Origin of the sequence: Paenibacillus sp. JNUCC32 (assembly GCF_014863545.1) — a bacterium.
Classification (GTDB): domain Bacteria; phylum Bacillota; class Bacilli; order Paenibacillales; family Paenibacillaceae; genus Paenibacillus_AQ; species Paenibacillus_AQ lautus_A.
The window spans coordinates 4,051,005-4,069,546 of record NZ_CP062260.1; the positions used below are offsets into that span (position 1 = coordinate 4,051,005).

Here is an 18,542-nt window from a genome sequence, read left to right on the forward strand (position 1 = left end):
TTCCAATGGGTGGCCAGGTTCATTAATTAAAAAAGCACTTGTCCGAGGAATTGGTAAAGACAACTTGTCATCCGTACATCCAGGATACTTGGGTAGCTGATGCCCTTGAATAGTTTCTTTCTGGACATTTCTGTTACAACTAGGATGTGTATTGTCCATAATTGTTCCATTAGTACTTGAAGCTTTCCACAACTGTCCATAGCCATGCCCTGCATCGCTTACTGACCATCTATCCCAATAATACACTCCTCCATAATTTGTGTTATTACTTGACTTAACTTTCAATCTTGTACCGCTAAGAGTATCCTTTCCATTCCATGTCGTAGAACCAGGTTTAAATCCTATAACTGATCTTATTGGATTATTGGTTGTTTTATTAACCCATTCCAATTTCTTGATTACTTTACCTGCAGGTGCGCTTACAGTTATCCTTGTTGTTTCCAATTCTTGCTTATCAGAAAACAGATACCCACTATAATCATAATCATCAGAATCTGTAGTAAAGTCATATGTTATATTTTGTGTAGTCTCAGCAGCATCAACTGAAGCAATTACTGGTCCAACCAATGATAACAACGATATTAAAATAGAATACATCGCAACAAGACTAATGCTCTTTTTTAAAGTCATAGTTACCACCTTAACGGATAAGTTTTGACCTTGAAAGAGTACTTTGATAAACTTTTGAACCCCTCGAAATAGTCTCTACCAAGATATCAACTGTACCTTCCGTACTAAATCCATCTTTCGGAATAGCTATGCCATAAATCTGCTTCCTAGGATCTCTTGATTCTAAAGGATAAGGCATATTTAACATCGCTGAGTTGGGCTGACCATTAAAGCCTAATATTATTAAGTTAAGCCGATCTATTGGATATGACTGTGGTTTCTTATTGACAGCTAAATGAGATTTTAAAAGAATGATGTAAACCTCTAAATCATCAGTAAGAGCATTTGATTTTCCTCCAAATTTCCATACCAGTTTATCTTTACTTGGAAGTAATTTGCGGTTTGGATCTTTCGGATCATTCCAATCTATTGCAATAAGTTCATCAACTTGGGCTACTACGGATCCATCCGGCGCTCCGAAACGCAATTTGGATGTTTTCCATGAATCAATTCCAAAATTTTTGTTATGATTATCCGGCCCATTAAAAATCTCCGGTGCCACCGAGAAAATATTCGTCTTGTGCCAATACACCTCAGCAGCAGCTACTGCATATTTATCCACGGGAAGCTCCTTGCCGCCTTTTACCTGAAGCAGTCGCTCAATGACCGCAATCGCTTGAGCTCTTGTGGTAGCGCCTGTTGGTGATATTACGCCCGGGGCGGTCCCGGATATGATGCCATCCTTGGATGCAAGATACATCCACTGCTTATCCTCTACATTTTTGTACCCCAGTGCTTTTACCGCCAGTTTGGACATTTCTTCACGCGTCATCCGTTGAGTCAGGTTACCGTCGGCATAATCGCCGACTTTATAGATCCCTGCCGATTCTGCCGCCGTCACGTAAGGAGCATACCAGGAACCTGAACTTGTAGAAGCTGCCTCAAGCTCCAGGGCCGACACCGCCATTTTGATGAATTCCGCTCGGGATACCTGTTGGTTAGGCAGGAATCTTTTATCCGGGTACCCATCCACATAACCTCGTTGTACCGCATCTTGAATAGCTGCCTGGGCCCAGTGGCCCTGAATATCCGTAAACTGGACAACCGGGGTCTCACGAGACTCCAACGCTTTGCCGATCGTATTGTCTTGGGCCGCCTCCGCCACGGCCGAATTCAAGCTTCCGACGATCACGGTTAGCACCGTTAATACACTCATCAAAATCTTCTTTTTCATGCATATCCTCCTGAAAATCGTTATAGATAAACCCTATGTCATTGCTTCATATCTCCTTCCTACGCCCTTGCTTAGGGACATCTACCGCCAACTCTCACAATTACACAACAATTACAGTTTTGTATGGATGAGAGAAATTGTAGTTATTTTATCATATAATCCACTATTTTGGTATAATATTCCTAACCTGATTCTAGTTGACTAGTTGATTCATCATCTCTATTCACGACCGCAGATGTACCCTAAACATGACAAAACCTCGACGTTAGTCACAAAAATTTGTGTCCATTCGTTCGAGGTTTAATTGTTACATGTAGTGAAAGTGTTATAAACCGGTTGAGGATTCTTCCCGGTCCCCGGCTTGAATCTCAGCCTTCTCCGCGCTTTGCTTATATACAGCAGCCAACACCTTTTCATAAGCGCTTTCAAATTCATCCGGCAGGATCGGCTTGATTTTGTCCATTACATTCAGCAGTTTAAATAATGCCTGTACCTCCTCTTCCGTTAAACCAAGGGGGTACATTGCAAAATGTCCAATGAAGGTATAGCCGCGGCCGCGGCCTTGGTGAGTGATGGGGATATGCATGGCACTGAGGGCATCCATATCCCGATAAATGGTTCTTTCACTGGTTCCACAGCGTTCGGCAAGCTCCCGAGCAAGTATTCCTGGTCTTGCTTGTACAAGGGTAATGATTCTCATTAGTCGGATCAGTCGGTCTGTCATATGGCATTCTCCCTATCTTTCTAGTAAATTAGACATATTTTTGTTGACTGCTAAATAGTACATTCGACCCTGATATCATTTTTCCTTTTTTATATAGGGATTCTTGTTTCCTGGTTATGACTTAAGTCTAAAGTCCCTTTTCCAGTTCGCATTTTCAGAATAAAACTGCTGATATGTATTCTTATATAGAACACTAAGTTTATAAAGGACTTCGGCCTCCTTTAAATATTCCGGATCTCGAAATCGGGTTGCGTATAAAAGCATCTCATCTGCCTGTCTACGAATCAGATCTTCACCTTGAGTCAAATTCCCCTGTTCCAGCTCTTCTCTTGCCTGCTCCAGGATGAAAGCATTCTGGTATAATTTCAGTACTTTCTCTACCCGGTAATCTGCTTTTCGGTATCTCAATGTCGTATGATTGCTGAATTGAAGCGGTATCGTTCGGGACGGCTGCAAAACCACCTTCTGCTTTAGAACATCCATATAGGTCCATAAAGCAGTAACGATCGGATACACCCCCGATTGACGAGTACCGACACTCAGCTCAAGAACCAATTGCTTGGTTCTCCCTTCGGACAAAGAGCCTAAAGACAACGAGATGTTGCGATCATTCAGAATCTCTCCTTGGCAGCCATACATCTGTTCCACTTGAACGCCTTCTCCTAATTGAAGGTGCAGCTGGACTTCTTCGGCTATGCGCCGACGAAGGCCATTGGACTGCGTTTTCTGCTTCTGGACACCAGCCCTCCACTCGATCAGCAGAAAGACTTGACTAGTGCCGCCAGCGAACACATGGCTGTGGCTCCATGTATAATCCGAATACAAGCCTGACTGCAATACATCCACCTCTTTCCTCTTCTTCTAATAATGTACCAATAGAGAGGGACATCTTACTGTCACGGAACATATGTTCCCATCTTAATTTCGACAAAAAAAGACCACAGCCCTTATGAGCTGCGGTCTTTCGTGGATATGCTTTATGTCAATTCGCGTACAAGGAAAACTGCGGCTAACCTCAGAATGCCCTTCCTTTACAATAAAATGGTGTTGACGACGGCAAGCAGCACAACATATATCCCTAAAGCGATCCCAATGAATTTGACCAGCTGGGTTGAGCCGATCCGGTACAACTCGATTGCGGCGGCGCTGTTTGCTGCCAATCCGGTCATTAGAGCAAATACAAGGAGGAAGAAAGCCGGCTTTACCAACAAGAAGCTGAGCAGTCCACTAACGATAAGCACCGCTCCGAACGGCAGCTGGAACGAGCCCATTTTGGCGATGTAATCCTTCATGTTGAGCTTTTGTTTGGTCATTACGTTCCCGGCAAGCCAGAACGAACCCAGCAGGATGACGGTTGAGAACAATCCCAGCAAAAGAAAACGGCTCCCCATGCCGAAATCGCTTAACAAGGCGGACATCATGCCCAGTCCGGAATAGAACATCCGCTTGACTCCAAGGCCGAACAACCAAAAACCGAGGATGCTGGAGGCCATCCCGATCAGGCCATAGATCATGCCTGTTTGATCCCCCCGCATGTTCAGGGCGCTCATCGGATTTTTCAATAGATTCAGCAGCACCTGACCATCGACTTGAACGGCATGCGAGCCTCCGGCCGATGCGAAATCGGGACGCCCATGTTCCGGCTCCGTCGCTGCCGCCGTGTATTTCGCCGAGATGTCGTTAGCGCATTGATGTGCGACGCCATCCGTTAATTCTTTACCGCAATGAATGCAAAAGCCCATTTTCTTCAAAACTCCTTTTCTCCTGTTATGGTTTATGTATACTGATTCAAGTTACAACCTAGTATAAAGGATAAATGTATTATTTTGTAACTGTTTCTGCCATAAAACGTCATATTCAGACGATATTTTCTGTTTGTTTAGGATACTCCCATCCCGCAGCAGAATGAAAACGACTTCGATAGATTAACGCCAACCAACGCAAAAAAGCCCGGAGCGTTCTCCGGGTTTTAAAGGCTGCTTATTTGAATATACGGGATCTACTAACCTATTGCCGCTGCCGAAGCAGACTTCGTATCTCCCATAAATCTTTCAGTGCGTTGAATGGGCGCGTACGTGACTTTATCGATTAATAAGCCGTTGCCTACGGGCTTTCCATTCACCGTTATCATAATTTTCTTCACGTTGTTATCTTTCATCATAATCGCAATCTCCTTTTATCTGCTAGTTCATTTTATGTTCATTTCGAATGGGATGGCCTCTATGCGCTTGCTTGAATACATTACCCGCCGAATTGGCAAGTTAAACAACTTAGCTGCGAATGGATTCACTTCCCATGCGAATGTGGGTAATATATATTAATAGAAACCTGTCGAAATCTGATTCGTATTTACTATAAATAATCGAATGGTGGTGACCCCGCATGTTTAAGCCGTCAAAATCCAGGCTCATCCAACTTTCTCTTATTCTGCTGGTGGCAGGAATCGCGCTGCCGGCCGGAGGACGGACCGCCAGCGCCAATTATTTCAATAATATGTACGATAATATCCAGCAGTTCACGGGACTCCCCGATGAAATAAACCAGCTTAAGAGCAACTATAACCAAACCCTGCAAGAGCTTGATAAAGCCAAGATCGCTTCCGAACGGCTGCAGCAGCAAAATCTGACGCTGGCGGAGCAGAACTCCAATCTTGCAGAGCAGAACCAGCAATTAACCCAAATGGTAAGCCAGTTACAGGAGGCTGAAGCCGCACGAAAGCGCGGGGCGGAACGTTTAAAAACGGTAGCGATCACCGCCGTGGCGTTAGCTGCCGGATACTTCGTCATCATTCGCGTCCTGCGATTCGGCATGCGCCGAACGAACCGTTCGAGATAGGACAAGCTCTTATCCAGATCCATCCCATTCAACCAGGCAAAAGGAGGCGCTGCGATGATTATCCGAATGGAAGATGCGGCCGGCAGCGGAGCAGGTCAAGCGGTTACGTTCTCCTTGACGGAGGGGGACACGGCGCATGTCCTTCATCCCGAGCAGATCGTTGCCTATCGGGGACCCTCCTCCGGGCGCAGCGATCGACTTATGAACGTGAAGGGCATCTACCGCAAAAAAAAGCTGATCCGTGCCGACATTACGGGACCCAGCCAGTTTACGGCTGCGCTTCCCCCGGGCTTCAACATGCATGAAATTCAGCTGGAAGGCGAACAGGACATGCTCTATGATTTTCGTCATGTTTTCTTTTACACCCGGTTTGTTACGATGCAGACAAGAATACTGAAAATCAAAAACATGCTGGTCACGCGAGATGCCATTAAGATGAAGTTTTCCGGGAATGGCAGCATCGGCATTCTGACCCAAGGCCCGGTATGCAAAGTCAAGCTGCATCCTACCGAGCCGCTGTATGTGGACGCCGGAAGCATCATCGCCTACCCCGAAGCCGCTAAGCTGGATCTGACCGTATACGGCAATCATCTGGCCAGCCAGCACATGAACTATCACTGGAAGCTGACCGGCGACGGTTATGTTCTGTTTCAAGCGGGACGCCAGAATCAGCGGCTCGTGAACGATTTAAACGACGAAGGCATCATCAAGCGATTCCTGCGGGAAGCAATTCCCTTCGGCGGAGTGTTTATCAAATAATCCGGTCGTGTTATAATGGAGGGCGTAATCGGACTGCATGCCGGTCACGGCTCTCCATGCGGTCACAAGGACAACAGAAGACAATCCATGCGCCTGCATCGGTGCGTGGGAGAGGTTCGTGAACTCCCTCTATAAAAAACTATCGTGTCTTATTCGGTGTTACACCCTAAGAATAAGGCTTGTTTTTTTACGGATTCAGTTCAATGAACTTCTCTTTCTTCTACGGGATCGGCCCTTTTGGGCTGCTCTTAAATTATGAAGGATGAGAGGTTTTTTTATGCTTAAAAATGAAAAAGCAGTCGTTGTTTTCAGCGGGGGGCAAGACAGCACCACCTGCCTGTTCTGGGCGAAGGAACGCTTCGCCGAAGTGGAAACCGTAACATTCGATTATGGCCAACGCCATAAGCTTGAAATAGAATGCGCGGCACAGATTGCCAAGGAGCAAGGCGTGAAGCAGACGGTGCTTGATATGAGCCTGCTTAATCAGCTGGCACCGAATGCATTAACGCGCAGCGATATCGAGATCGCCGAAGGCGACGGCTTGCCTACGACGTTTGTGGATGGCCGAAACCTGCTGTTCCTCAGCTTTGCCGCCGTGCTGGCCAAGGGAGTCGGAGCGAAACATCTGATCACGGGCGTATGCGAGACGGATTTCAGCGGTTATCCCGACTGTCGGGACAGCTTCATCAAATCGCTCAACGTTACGCTGAACCTGGCCATGGATTACCCGTTCGTCATTCATACCCCGCTCATGTGGCTCGACAAATCCGAAACCTGGGAGCTTGCCGACCAGATGAATGCGCTCGAATATATTCGCGATCATACGTTAACCTGTTATAACGGCATCAAGGGAGACGGCTGCGGGGAATGTCCTGCATGCAAGCTGAGAAAAGCAGGGCTCGACAAGTATATGCAGCGCCGCAGCAGCATCTCCGAGAGGGGGCGCCTGGTATGAGCCGCGAGCCCGGGGCTTTCCGCATTGTAGAGCATCTGCAGAAACTTGGCGAAGACATCGATGCCGGAAGCCTGCGTTACCATCGGAAGCGGGTGCTTGTTTCCAAAGAGTTTACCTTCGATGCTGCGCACCACCTGCATTGCTATGAGGGAAAATGCAAAAACCTGCATGGCCACACGTATAAAGTGGTTTTTGGTATCAGCGGAACTCCAAACGAGGTCGGCATTACCGTGGATTTTGGAGACATCAAGGATTGCTGGAAAACGAGTATCGAACCTTACCTGGATCACCGTTACCTGAACGAGACCTTGCCGCCGATGAATACGACAGCAGAGAACATGGTGGTCTGGTTGTTTGAGAAAATGGAGGAGGCCCTCCGCAGCAGAGAATCCTACGAGGAACAAGGCATGCGAACGGAATTCGTTCGCCTGTTCGAGACGCCGACCAGCTATGCCGAGGTCAGACGGGAGTGGATGATCCATGAATAATGTGCATGAAACGCCTGTTACGGATTCAAACGGGGGCTCCTCCCCTGCCATGACGGTGGACCGTCCGATTCCCGTGATGGAAATTTTCGGTCCTACCGTTCAAGGCGAAGGCATGGTCGTTGGCCGCAAGACGATGTTCGTTCGGACGGCGGGCTGCGACTATCGCTGTTCCTGGTGCGACTCCGCATTCACATGGGACGGTTCCGCTAAGGACTCCATCTCGCTGTTGAGCGCCGATGAGATCTGGCAAGAGCTGTACCGTCTGGGCGGAGAACGCTTCGATCACGTCACCCTGTCCGGCGGCAATCCCGCTCTTCTTTCCCAGCTTGGAGCGCTTGTGGATGAGCTGCATCGGCACGGAATTACCGTTGCCGTGGAGACCCAGGGCTCACGCTGGCAGGACTGGCTGAATCATATCGATGAAGTCACCATCTCCCCTAAGCCGCCAAGCTCGGGCATGGATACGGACTGGGGCAAGCTCGACGATATCGTCTCGCGTTTATCCGCCCGTCCGCCCGGCAGAACCTTCAGCTTGAAGGTTGTGGTCTTTGACGATAAGGACTTGACCTACGCGGAAACGGTACATGAACGATACCCGAACGTGCCATTTTACTTGCAGACCGGCAATCCCGATGTAGGCACAGGCGATACGACTTCGCTTGTCTCCCATCTGCTGGATCGGTACGAGTCGCTTGTTGATGCGGTCATGCAATCCGACCGGTTAAACGATGTGCGCGTCTTGCCGCAATTGCATACGCTCGTCTGGGGGAATAAACGCGGCGTATAGCACGGCATCAAGAATTTACCGATGATTGGATTGAGTTTGAATTCATATAAATGAAGGAGTTATCATATATGGCTGGAAGACAAAAAGAAGAAATGGAAGACGTTACCCTGCTCGGCAACCAAGGCACGAAATACACCTTCGAGTATGATCCCGGCATTCTGGAGAGCTTTTACAACAAGCATCCCTACCGCGACTATTTCGTCAAGTTCAACTGTCCCGAATTTACAAGCTTATGCCCGATCACAGGCCAGCCGGACTTTGCGACCATCTACATCAGTTACATTCCGGATATCAAGATGGTGGAGAGCAAGTCCTTGAAGCTGTACCTGTTCAGCTTCCGCAATCACGGGGACTTTCATGAGGACTGCGTCAATATCATCATGAATGACCTGATCAAGCTGATGGATCCGAGATATATCGAGGTATGGGGCAAATTCACCCCGCGCGGCGGCATTTCCATCGATCCGTACTGCAATTACGGTCGCCCGGGCACCAAATACGAGGAGATCGCCGCGAATCGTCTGATGAACCATGACCTGTACCCCGAAAAGGTGGATAATCGGTAAGAAACCACCTTTATGGGTTGCGTCATGATATTTTCCGTGATGGATTAAGAAAAGGGATGTCCGCGCATGGCGGGCATCCCTTTTTGTCGTGTCGATCCGTATATCAGCCTTGATTACAGCGGATATTCCATATTCCGAAGCCGGTAATGAACACGCCGCTTCTTGTACAGCATTTTCCCGGCTTCGGCCACATCGCTTATGGTGCCTTTGTTGCTGATCGAACCGAATACGATCCCGGCGATCGGAATCAGCTGAAACAGCTTTTTCATCCCGAAGTTATCGGTATACGACTGAACGACTTCACGCCAGCCCTGCAGCTGCGAGAAGACCTGCTCCGTCGCCTGGACGTCGTCAAAACTGGCAAGCTCCTCCAGCACCGCTTTCTTTCCGACGATGTCGGCGGATGCAAACTGCAGGCATTTCACGATAAACACCCGCTCCCGGGGATCGTTCGGATCATACCCGTAACAAAGGGCCATCTCCTGAAGCACCTTGAGCGATTGACCGAGCACCATGGGCAGATCGGCCGCTATCGTAAATACGCCTCCGATTCCCGTTGCCGCCCCTTGGGCCGCCGCGAATTTGACCCGCTTTACCGTCAGCGTATCCGCTGCCGCATCCATGGCCTGGAGCGGCAATTTCGCGGCTGTTGCCAGCGTAAGTCCGGAAGCCACCGCCTGCTCCTCTCCGTTCCCAGCGCCACCCGACTCCGCCTCGCCGGATTTCGCGGAAGGGTCGTTCACCGCGGCTGAACCTTCCAATCCAGCGGTCTGAGCCAGTACGTTCATGACCGACTTCTCGCGAACCAGATGCTTCCCGCCGCTTTGAATAAATCCGCCTACCTCGTTCAAGGCGCTTCCGATTTTCTCTTGAACAGCCTTGGGCGTGAGGCGATCCAGCAGCATAAAGGGAATTCTTCCGAGCTTCTCCCAGAACATGACGTCCTTCTGCTCCTTCTCCCATTTCAAAATCTCTTGAAGCTGCGACTCCAGCTGTTGTCGTGATTCCATCTCTGCCATCCTCACTACTCCTCTATCCGAATTAAAACGATCTATGAAGGTTATACGCACAAAATTGAAGAAAGGCGCAATAAATTTCAAATTGAATCTTGCAACAGCATTCGCAAGGCGAACAAAAAAAGAGAACGACCCTTATCAGGTCGATCTCCCTTTGCTTATGTTAGCCGTCATGAAACGGCAGCAACGGATATGAACTTTATTTGCCCAAAAATGCGTTCAGCATCCACGAATGCTTCTGCACAGCGCTCGCCATGCCGGTCAACAGATCGGCTGTCGCATCGTCGCCCTCTTGGTTTGCTGCCTCGATACCGGACTTGAGCTCTCCGGCCACTTTCTCGAAATCCGCAACCAGCTGTCCGACCATCTGCTCGGCCGTGTTTTCATTCGAAACCTCCTGCAGCGTCGTCAACTTCAAATATTGAGCCATGCTGGCGGCCGGTTTGCCGCCGATGGCCAGCATTCGCTCTGCCAGCTCATCCACATAACCAGCGGCCGCGTTGTACAGCTCCTCGAATTTCTCGTGCAGCACGTAGAACTGAGGACCTTTCACATACCAATGATAATGGTGCAGCTTCACGCCAAGCACACTCCAGTTAGCTACCTGCGTATTCAGAATTTGTTGAAGTTCATCGGTCGTATTTCCTTGTGCTTGTTGGGTTAGGTTACTCATCTATATCGTCTCCTTTGATATTGTATTTAGACTTATTCTAAATCCTTGAATTAATCATAACAGATTCTTGTCTCTTTTGCAAAGGAAATCGAAACTTCTCGGATGAAGATAGGATGAAGAAATTACCTCCGATTTATACCTATCCTAAATTATTTTTAAGACCGTCTGCTGTGATGGGGATCATATAGCTTCAGCTGCGAAATCCCTAGGATAACCCCAGAATCGATTTCATTTCCTTCCGTTTTTGCTTCGGATTCATCACGTACAACGTGTCCCCTGCCTCAATGACGGTGTTTCCTCTCGGCGTGATGATGCGCTTCTCCCGAATGATGGCCGTAAAGAGAATATCGTCCGGCAGCTTCAGCTGCTGAATCTCCTTGCCGACGATGGGCATATCCCCATCCACCAGCACGTGGTTGATCTCGGAATCCGTTTTTCCTAGTGCCATCAGCTCCAATAAGGACGGAGCCTTTGCTTTATCCTTCTCCACCAGCGCAAGCCTTTGCGTGAGCGGGGAGATTGTGGTGCCCTGGATCACCGCTGAAGTCAAAACAACAAAGAACACGACATTAAAAAACAATTCCCCCTGCCTGATTCCCGCCAATACGGGATATGTAGCCAATACGATCGGTACGGCCCCGCGGAGGCCGGCCCATGAAATCAATATTTTCTCGCGGACGGCAAATTTGGCGAACAGCAGACTGCTGAACACGCCGATCGGCCTGGCGATGAAGATGAGAATCAAGGACAACAGGAGTCCTTGCCATACGACCTTCGACAGCTCGTTCGGGAAGACAAGAAGCCCGAGCAGCACAAACATCACGATCTGCATCATCCACGCAAAACCTTGGTTGAATGCTTGAATCGTCTTACGGTACGTCAGCTCGGTATTGCCGAGCAGCAAGGCCATAACGTATACGGCAAGCAAACCGCTGGCTCCAAGCCATGCGGCGGCGGCATACGTAAGCACGGCAAATCCTAAAGCGGTCACGGGGTATAGCCCCGAAGAATCGAAGTTGATGCGATTGATCACATACACGGCCAGCATGCCGACAAGAATGCCGACAACCAGTCCCAATCCCATTTCCATGACAAAGGAAAAAATAAGCCCGAACAAATTTAGGCCCGGATGTTCTATCCATTCGATTAAGGACACGGTTAGAAACACCGCCATCGGGTCATTGCTTCCGGATTCGGCCTCGAGCGTCATTCGAAGCCTTTTCTTCAGATTCGTTCCGCCAAGAACCGAGAATACGGCTGCCGCATCCGTCGAGCCGACGATAGCGCCGATTAACAGCCCTTCTTTCAAAGAAATATCAAGCACGAAAGAGGCGCATAGTCCGATTACAACGGTTGTCAGCAGGACGCCTATCGTGGCAAGCGAAATGGCCGGACCCAGAACCGGCTTGATTTCTTTGAAATCGGTCTGCATCCCGCCCTGAAATAAAATGACGATCAGTGCGAATATGCCGACCAGCTGCGTGAGCTCCGCATTATCGTAATAAATGAACCGGCTGAGAATCATCCCGATCGCGATAAACAGCACCAGAGCGGGCATGCCGAAACGGGAAGAGAACTTGGTGGTCAATACGCCTGTCAGAAGCAAGGCGCCGCACAGCAAAATCATGGAATCAACAAAACTTGGCAAGCTCATCCCTCCGGCGTCAGATTCGTTCATTTATTATTACCCGAAAAACACCGCCTTTTCGCATACGCCTAAACCGTAAAACGCTTCGCTGCAGGGCTGGCTAACTCCGCCAACCGGACAATTCCGAATAACCTTAGAAAACGTTTACTGGAAATTCCCCGCCCAATGACTTTATACTGGTAATAACAAGCGACATACATAGGGGAGGCGTCAATCGAGTGAAGATTTCTATGATGAAAAGCGATCAATTGCAACAAGCCGTCGAGCTGTCCGACCGTATTTTTCTTAAGCAGCCGGAGCAGCCTTCAATGGGGGTATCCTTCCCTCCGATATTCTCGCCGGGTATCAGCCATTCCTACGGTGCCTGGGATCAGGACAAACTGGTGTCTTTCATGGGATTCGTGCCGTTCACCATCCAGACTCGCGGTGCCCGATTAAATATTTTCTCCATCGGCTCCGTCTGCACGGACCCGGATTACCGGGGACAGCGACTTGCAGGCAATCTCCTGGAACAGTGCATGCGGCATGGCGAGGCGTCCGGTGCATCCCTCATCCTTATTTCCGGCGGCAGATCCCTGTATACCCGGGCAGGCAGCCGTTTATTCGGCCGGGCGCTCCGGTTCCGTCTATCTCCGGCCGTCGTGGAGCCGCTGCGTGCTGCAACGGAAAAAAAAGTGAACATCCGGGCCATGCAGCCGCACGATTTGTTCCAGATCCAAAGACTGATGGAACAGCGGGAGGCTGGATATGTTACGACGGCTTCGGAGCTTAACAAGCTGCTGGATGCAAGCGCATACTCCAACGTGATCCGCCTTAAGCAGCAGGTGCTTGTCGCCGAAGAAGACGGGGCGCTGACCGCTTTTGCCATCATCGCCGTACCCGGAGACACGATGACGCCTTCCAGGGAGTCTACCCTCGTCGAGTGGGGAGGAAGCCCTGAAGCAGCCGCACTGATTATAGCCGATGCCGTCGCGTCCTTCAGCCTTTCGGAGCTTACGGTTCCGCTGCCTTGGCAGGATAAGGAGCTTGCCGCTTTAATCCAATCTGCCGGTACCCTGCCTGAGTATATTCGCAACGAGGGAACCATTTATTTGGTAAGCGGCCCGCAGCTGCTTCGTCAGCTGGCTCCTCTGCTTCCGGAGGGGTTGATCCAGGCGGAAGGCGAACATGGTCCGTACCGTCTTACCCTGAGCCATGAAACGTTGGAGCTGGATGACGAAGGTTTGCTTTCCATCCTGTTCGATCCGGAATCCCCGTATCGGGCTAACGGGAGCGTAACCTTCGATCCTGTCCCTCTCCCTTACACAACCGGACTTCAATATATATAATGGAAGAACGAAAGGTGCATCTGATCCTTTTCCCTACGCAGGGGAGGTCATATGCGCCTTTTTTACTTTCGCTTGAGATTGAGTACCTGGAACCTGTTCATCCCAAACAGAACCAGCGTCGATACTGCATCCCGAGGAGTAGCCGTCCGCCTATTTTTCCCAGGATAAGTGCCCTTCCTCTCCGCTTCCACATAGGATGTGATAACCGATCTGATAGAAAGAGGTGCAAGGCCTTGAGTCATCAACCGAAAAGAGGGCTTCAATCCCAAACAAGCCTCGGTATCCCGGGTCTCATCCCTGGATACCCTTACTATCCTTATCCATACTATCCACCGTTTTATCCGCCGGTCTATCCGTTTCCTCCGTATTACCCGGGGTATCCCGGATTTCCCGGACATGGGCATGGGCATGGGCACGGTCCTTGGCATCCGGGACATGGCCCAGGACCGTGGCATCCGGGCGGACCTGGACATGGCCCCGGTGGACCTGGCGGTCCTGGACATGGGCACGGCCCCGGCGGTCCCGGGTACGGGCCGAGGGGTGCGAGAATGCAGCGCAACAAGCGTTAAACACGACTTCAAGCAAGCCCCATGAAGCCGGATTGTCGCCGCAAACAAACCGCCCGGAAGAATCCGGGCGGTTTGTTCATCGTTCATGATGCATATGAGAATAACCCTTATCGTCTTTTCGTGGTTTCTTCACGATCCGGGCTTACAATGTTAGGACTCACGGCGCCGCCATTGCCATCGCCATAGCCTTGATACAGGTTAGGGTCCGGCACGGCATCCTCGGTGGCAGCAGCCGCTTCAGAACGCGAATCTACCGGTGCTCCCGTACCGCTGTAGGTACCTTCTTCGCGGTAATGATGTTCATTGAGCGCGCTGTTGCTGCGGAATATATCATATACCTGGCCACCGTTCGACTCATCGGCATCCACCATGACCAGAATATGCCCTTCATCGACGTAGCCCCCATATTCCTCCGCTTGATCTTCCGGAATGCCAAGGCCGATCAGGCCTCCTACCAACCCGCCTGCACCGGCACCCACGGCGGCGCCCGTCAGCGTTGCCGCGATCGGTCCAGCGGCAATGATCGGACCAATGCCCGGAATGGCCAATGCGCCAAGACCTGCGAGCAATCCGGTGACGCCGCCCAGCACGCCGCCGGTAGCCGCTCCGGAGGCCAATCCCTCGGGCGCTTTGGTCCCGGTCTCGTCCTGAATATGGGAAGATTCGCCGCGATCCTTGGCAATGACAGAGATTTCATCGGCTCTGAATCCTTGCTGCTTTAGTTCCTCAATGGCTCGGGTTGCTTCCTGCTCCGTCCGAAAAGCTCCTACAATTTTCTGAGTCATATGAATTCCTCCTATTTGGTCATTTTCGGTTATCGCTGTACATCCCTAAATTAAACGCCAGCCGCCATAATCAAACAAGGAAACCGAATAACCGCTTGTAAAGAACCCCGTCGCAGAGCCGAAACTTCCACATATCGCCATGGAACGGGACTGGTAATATTTAACTCCATAAGCATTCATGTTAATATAGCAAGTAAGCACTTGTACCTTAAAAATTGAATAGGTTGGTGATTCCATGAACTGGTTCAAGCCTTTCGAGGACGATCTTGCCGCCGCTTTCTCGGCCTGCGAAGCAAGGCTGTCCGAATTCCCTGCTCCCCTGAACCAAATCGGTCTTTCATACCTCAGAAAGTTTGACGTCTTTGAGCAGGACAGTTCCAAAAATTACATCTGCTATCTGCTTCCCTTCTGGATGAAAGAACGGACCGCACTCCCTGCCGATATTTACCGTGATCTCTCCACGGCCAACATTATCGGCATGTTATACTACTTCATTCAAGACGACATCATGGACTCGCCTCATGACGGCCAGTCCTCTATCGATCCGAAACACCATCTCACGCTTGCCAACCTGCTGTATTACGAATTTCTCACATCCTATCAACCCTACTTCCCGGCAAATTCAGAATTCTGGTCTTATCTCAAACACTATACACACGAATGGTCGGAAGGCGTCATCCATGAAACCCGGGAGGATTACTTCAAGCACGACAGGGCCATGGTTGCCAAAAAGGCGGCTCCCGTGAAGCTGGGAAGCACCGCCGCACTGCTTCTATCGGATCAAGCAGACCTTATTCCACGAACGAACGATGTGATGAATCATGTGCTGCTTACCTTGCAGATGATGGACGATTGGACCGATTGGAAGCAGGATCTTGCAGATGGCAGCTACAACTGCCTGCTCTCCCTTATTAAATCGGAACGGGGGCAACCGCAGGACGCTGTTCTAACGATATCCGAAGTACAGGAAGCCATCTTTATCAACAACATGCTGAAGCCTTATGCAGAGATTGCCGCTGCCACCCATGCCCATCTCTTATCGGTTGATATCGAGGCTCCGCACCTGATTTCCTTCCATCAAACCATGGTGGATGAACTTCAGAACGAAGCGAATCATATCGAAAACAGTAAAAAAACCTTGTCTTTTGGCGGGTTAAATTACCACTTGTCTATTCTAAACAAAAAATAATAGATTTTATATTTGTTCCATGGTATTCTTTAAGAGTAAAAAATAACCAATTTATTTGAAAGGGTGATTCTTATGACGACAGAAGCCATCTTTCAAACACAATTGATTCAAAAAGCCTGGGAGGATCCTAGCTTTAAGGCAAGACTGCTGAGCGATCCAAAGTCCGCGATCAAGGAAGTTCTTGGTGTACGGATTCCCGACCACATCGAGATTCGAACGCTTGAAGAGAATCCGGGCGAGCTGTATCTGGTCATCCCTCCGAATCCGACTAGCGTGATCAAATCGGAAGCCAAGGAAAGAGCCATCTGGTAAAGACTACATAACAGCCTGGACATTTCATAAATAGATGAATAGGTAAAAAGAGTGGGGACGGTAACCGCCATCGCTGCCGCAGCTTAGCGAATCATTCGCAAGCTGCGGGAAGCGTAATGACGGCATCGGTCCCCACTCCTTGTTTACTCGTAAAATAAATGTCCCCATCCATGGCCTCGATAATTCGGAAGGTCACCATCAGGCCAAGGCCCGTACCCTTCGTTTTGTTAGAGAAATAGGGCTCTCCCAGACGTGCCAGCACATCCGGCCCCATCCCCTCTCCATTATCCACCACATGAATAAACACCTGGCCTTGCTGGCGATAGCAGCGGATATGAACCAGCCCTTCGTCGCCCAGCGCCTCAATGCTGTTCTTCACGATGTTAATGAAGGCCTGCTTGAATTTCGAGGAATTGCCCCGAATCGTAATATCCTCCGGAATATCGACGGTAATTCTGCCTCCTTGCAGATGAGCCAGCGGGCCGAGTATGCCTTCGATATGCTTGAACTCCTCGGATATCCGCAGCACCGTGTCTTTGCCGAATTCCGGCTTGGCAAAGGTTAAGAAATCCGTAATGATGCCCGAGGCACGGTCCAGCTCGACCAAGGCCAGATCCAGATACTCCCGTTCGGTGGACTGGGCTTTTCCGGTGAGGAGCTGCAGGAATCCCCGCGTCACTTGCAGCGGGTTGCGAACCTCATGCGCGACCGATGCCGCAAGCTCACTGATGATCTCCATCTTCTCCGAACGCTGCAGCTCATTGTTGAACATCTCAAGCTCTTTGGAGTATTGAAGCATCTGTTCGTGATTTTTGGCAAAATGCCGTCCGAGAATAACGATGAGCGCAATGATGAAGCTGACGATGCCCCATTTCCAGAGGAACAGATTGTAGCTGCCCCGGGTCAGGAAAAACTGCAGCAGCTCGCCCAAACCCACAATGGCAAACACCGCAAAGCCGGCGTTGAAAATAATGGCGTCCTTATTTCCCTTAACGGCATAGTACATCGAGCTTCCGACCAGCAGTACGAATTGAACAATCATGACAAAACCCAGGACCTGAACGGAGAAAAAATAATACAGGTCGAACCATTGATTAAAGGCCCATTGATTGAAGATCAGGAACAGGCCGCAGAACAGCGAATAGAACACCTGGAACTTCCGAAGTTTGCGCAGCACGCCCCTCCAGCCGGGGCCGAAGATTTTTTCAAAAAAGAGACTGAACGAAGGAAGTAAAATAAATAATGAGATGTCATATAACTGAGTATATAAATTTCCATATTCATCAAAAATCGTATAAAGAAACGGGGAGTATGTAAATACCAGTATGCCAACGGATAAAATAATAAACGATAAGGACAGGACGGTAATCAAATATTTTCTGTTCAGAAACACGGCGCAGATCAGCATCACCAATGCAATAAAAACAAAGGCGCTCCCGAGGATGATATCCACCAGATTCGACTTCACGAATTGGTTCAACAGATCATGATAATTGCCGACCAGTATTTTCCCTTCCATCGTCACATGATCTCGCGCGGTTTCCAGCCAGATGTACAGATCCTTCCCGAGCAAGTCCTGATGAAGGGGAAGCAAAATGTAGTTCAGCTCATAATTGTACGTACGAGTTGATTCGTAAATCTTCTCATGGTCCGCATATACCGCAACCTGCTGTCCGTGCAGCTTGTCAATCAAAATGCCGGGGGATGCCGATGATATTTCGGGAATCTTCATTTGAATCCATGCGGATGCCTTGGCATGCGGCTTGGAAGGCGTCGAAGCTCCGGTCGAAGTTACCAGCCAGTCATCCCTGTGGGCCGGTACGCTGTCCGGTACCCCTCGGGTTTCGGACCAAAGGATTTTCCACTCCTTAATCGCTGCCCGAGCTGCCGTTTCTTCGGTGGCAAAGACAAGCCCAGGTAACCCCTGGCTAAAAGCTATAACGATGATCAGGAACACAGCGATTCTCCATCCAGACCTCATGGACGCACCTCAAACATTATAATGGGTGATTCTCTTACTGTGTTATTCGCTGCGACAAAACCTTCCACCTTCTAATTTTCGGAA

At 49.7% G+C, this 18,542-nt stretch carries 20 protein-coding genes; 9 read left to right on the forward strand and 11 right to left on the reverse strand.

Going from position 1 to position 18,542, the window contains the following annotated elements; translation table 11 throughout:
• Positions 1-640: 640 nt before the first annotated feature.
• From JNUCC32_RS18280 to JNUCC32_RS18300, 5 genes are all read right to left on the reverse strand, one after another.
• Entirely contained in the window at positions 641-1,843 is a 1,203-nt protein-coding gene (locus JNUCC32_RS18280) for an S-layer homology domain-containing protein (protein WP_192569380.1), read from the reverse strand.
• A 325-nt stretch (positions 1,844-2,168) separates the two neighbouring features.
• Positions 2,169-2,567, reverse strand: a complete 399-nt coding sequence (locus JNUCC32_RS18285; RefSeq protein ID WP_009591580.1) for a helix-turn-helix transcriptional regulator — start codon at positions 2,565-2,567, stop codon at positions 2,169-2,171.
• A 114-nt stretch (positions 2,568-2,681) separates the two neighbouring features.
• Positions 2,682-3,413, reverse strand: coding sequence for a hypothetical protein (locus JNUCC32_RS18290; RefSeq protein WP_192569381.1), 732 nt, complete (start codon positions 3,411-3,413; stop codon positions 2,682-2,684).
• 185 nt (positions 3,414-3,598) lie between these two features.
• Positions 3,599-4,309 carry a hypothetical protein gene (locus JNUCC32_RS18295; RefSeq protein ID WP_192572691.1) on the reverse strand — a complete coding sequence of 237 codons (711 nt, stop codon included), beginning with the start codon at positions 4,307-4,309 and terminating at the stop codon, positions 3,599-3,601.
• Between the two features lie 260 nt (positions 4,310-4,569).
• Positions 4,570-4,728: a hypothetical protein gene (locus JNUCC32_RS18300; protein ID WP_192569382.1), complete on the reverse strand. Its 159-nt coding sequence runs from the start codon at positions 4,726-4,728 to the stop codon at positions 4,570-4,572.
• Positions 4,729-4,949: 221 nt separating this feature from the next.
• Between JNUCC32_RS18300 and JNUCC32_RS18305 the strand changes: the two genes are divergently transcribed.
• The 6 genes from JNUCC32_RS18305 (at position 4,950) to queF (ending at position 8,957) form a co-directional block, all read left to right on the forward strand.
• Entirely contained in the window at positions 4,950-5,402 is a 453-nt protein-coding gene (locus JNUCC32_RS18305; RefSeq protein WP_192569383.1) for a cell division protein ZapB, read from the forward strand.
• Positions 5,403-5,456: 54 nt separating this feature from the next.
• On the forward strand, positions 5,457-6,161 hold the full coding sequence (locus JNUCC32_RS18310) for an AIM24 family protein (protein WP_009591651.1): 705 nt from the start codon (positions 5,457-5,459) through the stop codon (positions 6,159-6,161).
• Positions 6,162-6,438: 277 nt separating this feature from the next.
• Complete coding sequence (gene queC, locus JNUCC32_RS18315) at positions 6,439-7,116, forward strand: 7-cyano-7-deazaguanine synthase QueC (RefSeq protein ID WP_192569384.1); 678 nt, start codon at positions 6,439-6,441, stop codon at positions 7,114-7,116.
• Positions 7,113-7,604 (forward strand): 6-carboxytetrahydropterin synthase QueD, encoded by a 492-nt coding sequence (queD, locus tag JNUCC32_RS18320; RefSeq protein WP_036662528.1) that lies wholly within the window; start codon positions 7,113-7,115, stop codon positions 7,602-7,604. Before queC ends, queD begins: the two co-directional genes overlap by 4 nt.
• Complete coding sequence (queE, locus tag JNUCC32_RS18325) at positions 7,597-8,391, forward strand: 7-carboxy-7-deazaguanine synthase QueE (RefSeq protein ID WP_375120652.1); 795 nt, start codon at positions 7,597-7,599, stop codon at positions 8,389-8,391. Before queD ends, queE begins: the two co-directional genes overlap by 8 nt.
• Before the next feature lie 68 nt (positions 8,392-8,459).
• On the forward strand, positions 8,460-8,957 hold the full coding sequence (gene queF, locus JNUCC32_RS18330) for a preQ(1) synthase (RefSeq protein WP_192569385.1): 498 nt from the start codon (positions 8,460-8,462) through the stop codon (positions 8,955-8,957).
• Between the two features lie 113 nt (positions 8,958-9,070).
• Here queF and JNUCC32_RS18335 read toward each other — a convergent pair whose 3' ends face one another.
• The 3 genes from JNUCC32_RS18335 to JNUCC32_RS18345 all read right to left on the reverse strand — a co-directional run bounded on the left by JNUCC32_RS18335 (position 9,071) and on the right by JNUCC32_RS18345 (position 12,300).
• The gene (locus tag JNUCC32_RS18335; RefSeq protein ID WP_192569386.1) at positions 9,071-9,976 is read right to left on the reverse strand and encodes an EcsC family protein; all 906 of its coding nucleotides are present in this window, start codon (positions 9,974-9,976) and stop codon (positions 9,071-9,073) included.
• Between the two features lie 196 nt (positions 9,977-10,172).
• Positions 10,173-10,646, reverse strand: a complete 474-nt coding sequence (locus JNUCC32_RS18340; protein ID WP_096775316.1) for a Dps family protein — start codon at positions 10,644-10,646, stop codon at positions 10,173-10,175.
• Between the two features lie 205 nt (positions 10,647-10,851).
• Positions 10,852-12,300: a potassium/proton antiporter gene (locus tag JNUCC32_RS18345; protein ID WP_192572692.1), complete on the reverse strand. Its 1,449-nt coding sequence runs from the start codon at positions 12,298-12,300 to the stop codon at positions 10,852-10,854.
• Between the two features lie 212 nt (positions 12,301-12,512).
• On the opposite strand from JNUCC32_RS18345, the gene JNUCC32_RS18350 reads away from it, so the two are divergent.
• On the forward strand, positions 12,513-13,622 hold the full coding sequence (locus JNUCC32_RS18350; RefSeq protein ID WP_192569387.1) for a GNAT family N-acetyltransferase: 1,110 nt from the start codon (positions 12,513-12,515) through the stop codon (positions 13,620-13,622).
• A gap of 291 nt (positions 13,623-13,913) precedes the next feature.
• Here the strand turns inward: JNUCC32_RS18350 and JNUCC32_RS18355 are convergent, their stop codons facing one another.
• A complete protein-coding gene (locus tag JNUCC32_RS18355; protein ID WP_175320761.1) occupies positions 13,914-14,195 on the reverse strand; it encodes a hypothetical protein in 282 nt (93 codons plus the stop codon).
• A 103-nt stretch (positions 14,196-14,298) separates the two neighbouring features.
• Positions 14,299-14,976 carry a general stress protein gene (locus JNUCC32_RS18360; RefSeq protein WP_009591703.1) on the reverse strand — a complete coding sequence of 226 codons (678 nt, stop codon included), beginning with the start codon at positions 14,974-14,976 and terminating at the stop codon, positions 14,299-14,301.
• 235 nt (positions 14,977-15,211) lie between these two features.
• Between JNUCC32_RS18360 and JNUCC32_RS18365 the strand changes: the two genes are divergently transcribed.
• Positions 15,212-16,165, forward strand: coding sequence for a hypothetical protein (locus tag JNUCC32_RS18365; RefSeq protein ID WP_192569388.1), 954 nt, complete (start codon positions 15,212-15,214; stop codon positions 16,163-16,165).
• 72 nt (positions 16,166-16,237) lie between these two features.
• Positions 16,238-16,477 (forward strand): NHLP leader peptide family RiPP precursor, encoded by a 240-nt coding sequence (locus JNUCC32_RS18370; protein ID WP_015733918.1) that lies wholly within the window; start codon positions 16,238-16,240, stop codon positions 16,475-16,477.
• 91 nt (positions 16,478-16,568) lie between these two features.
• On the opposite strand, the gene JNUCC32_RS18375 is transcribed toward JNUCC32_RS18370, so the two are convergent.
• Positions 16,569-18,458: a sensor histidine kinase gene (locus JNUCC32_RS18375; protein WP_015733917.1), complete on the reverse strand. Its 1,890-nt coding sequence runs from the start codon at positions 18,456-18,458 to the stop codon at positions 16,569-16,571.
• Between the last annotated feature and the right edge of the window lie 84 nt (positions 18,459-18,542).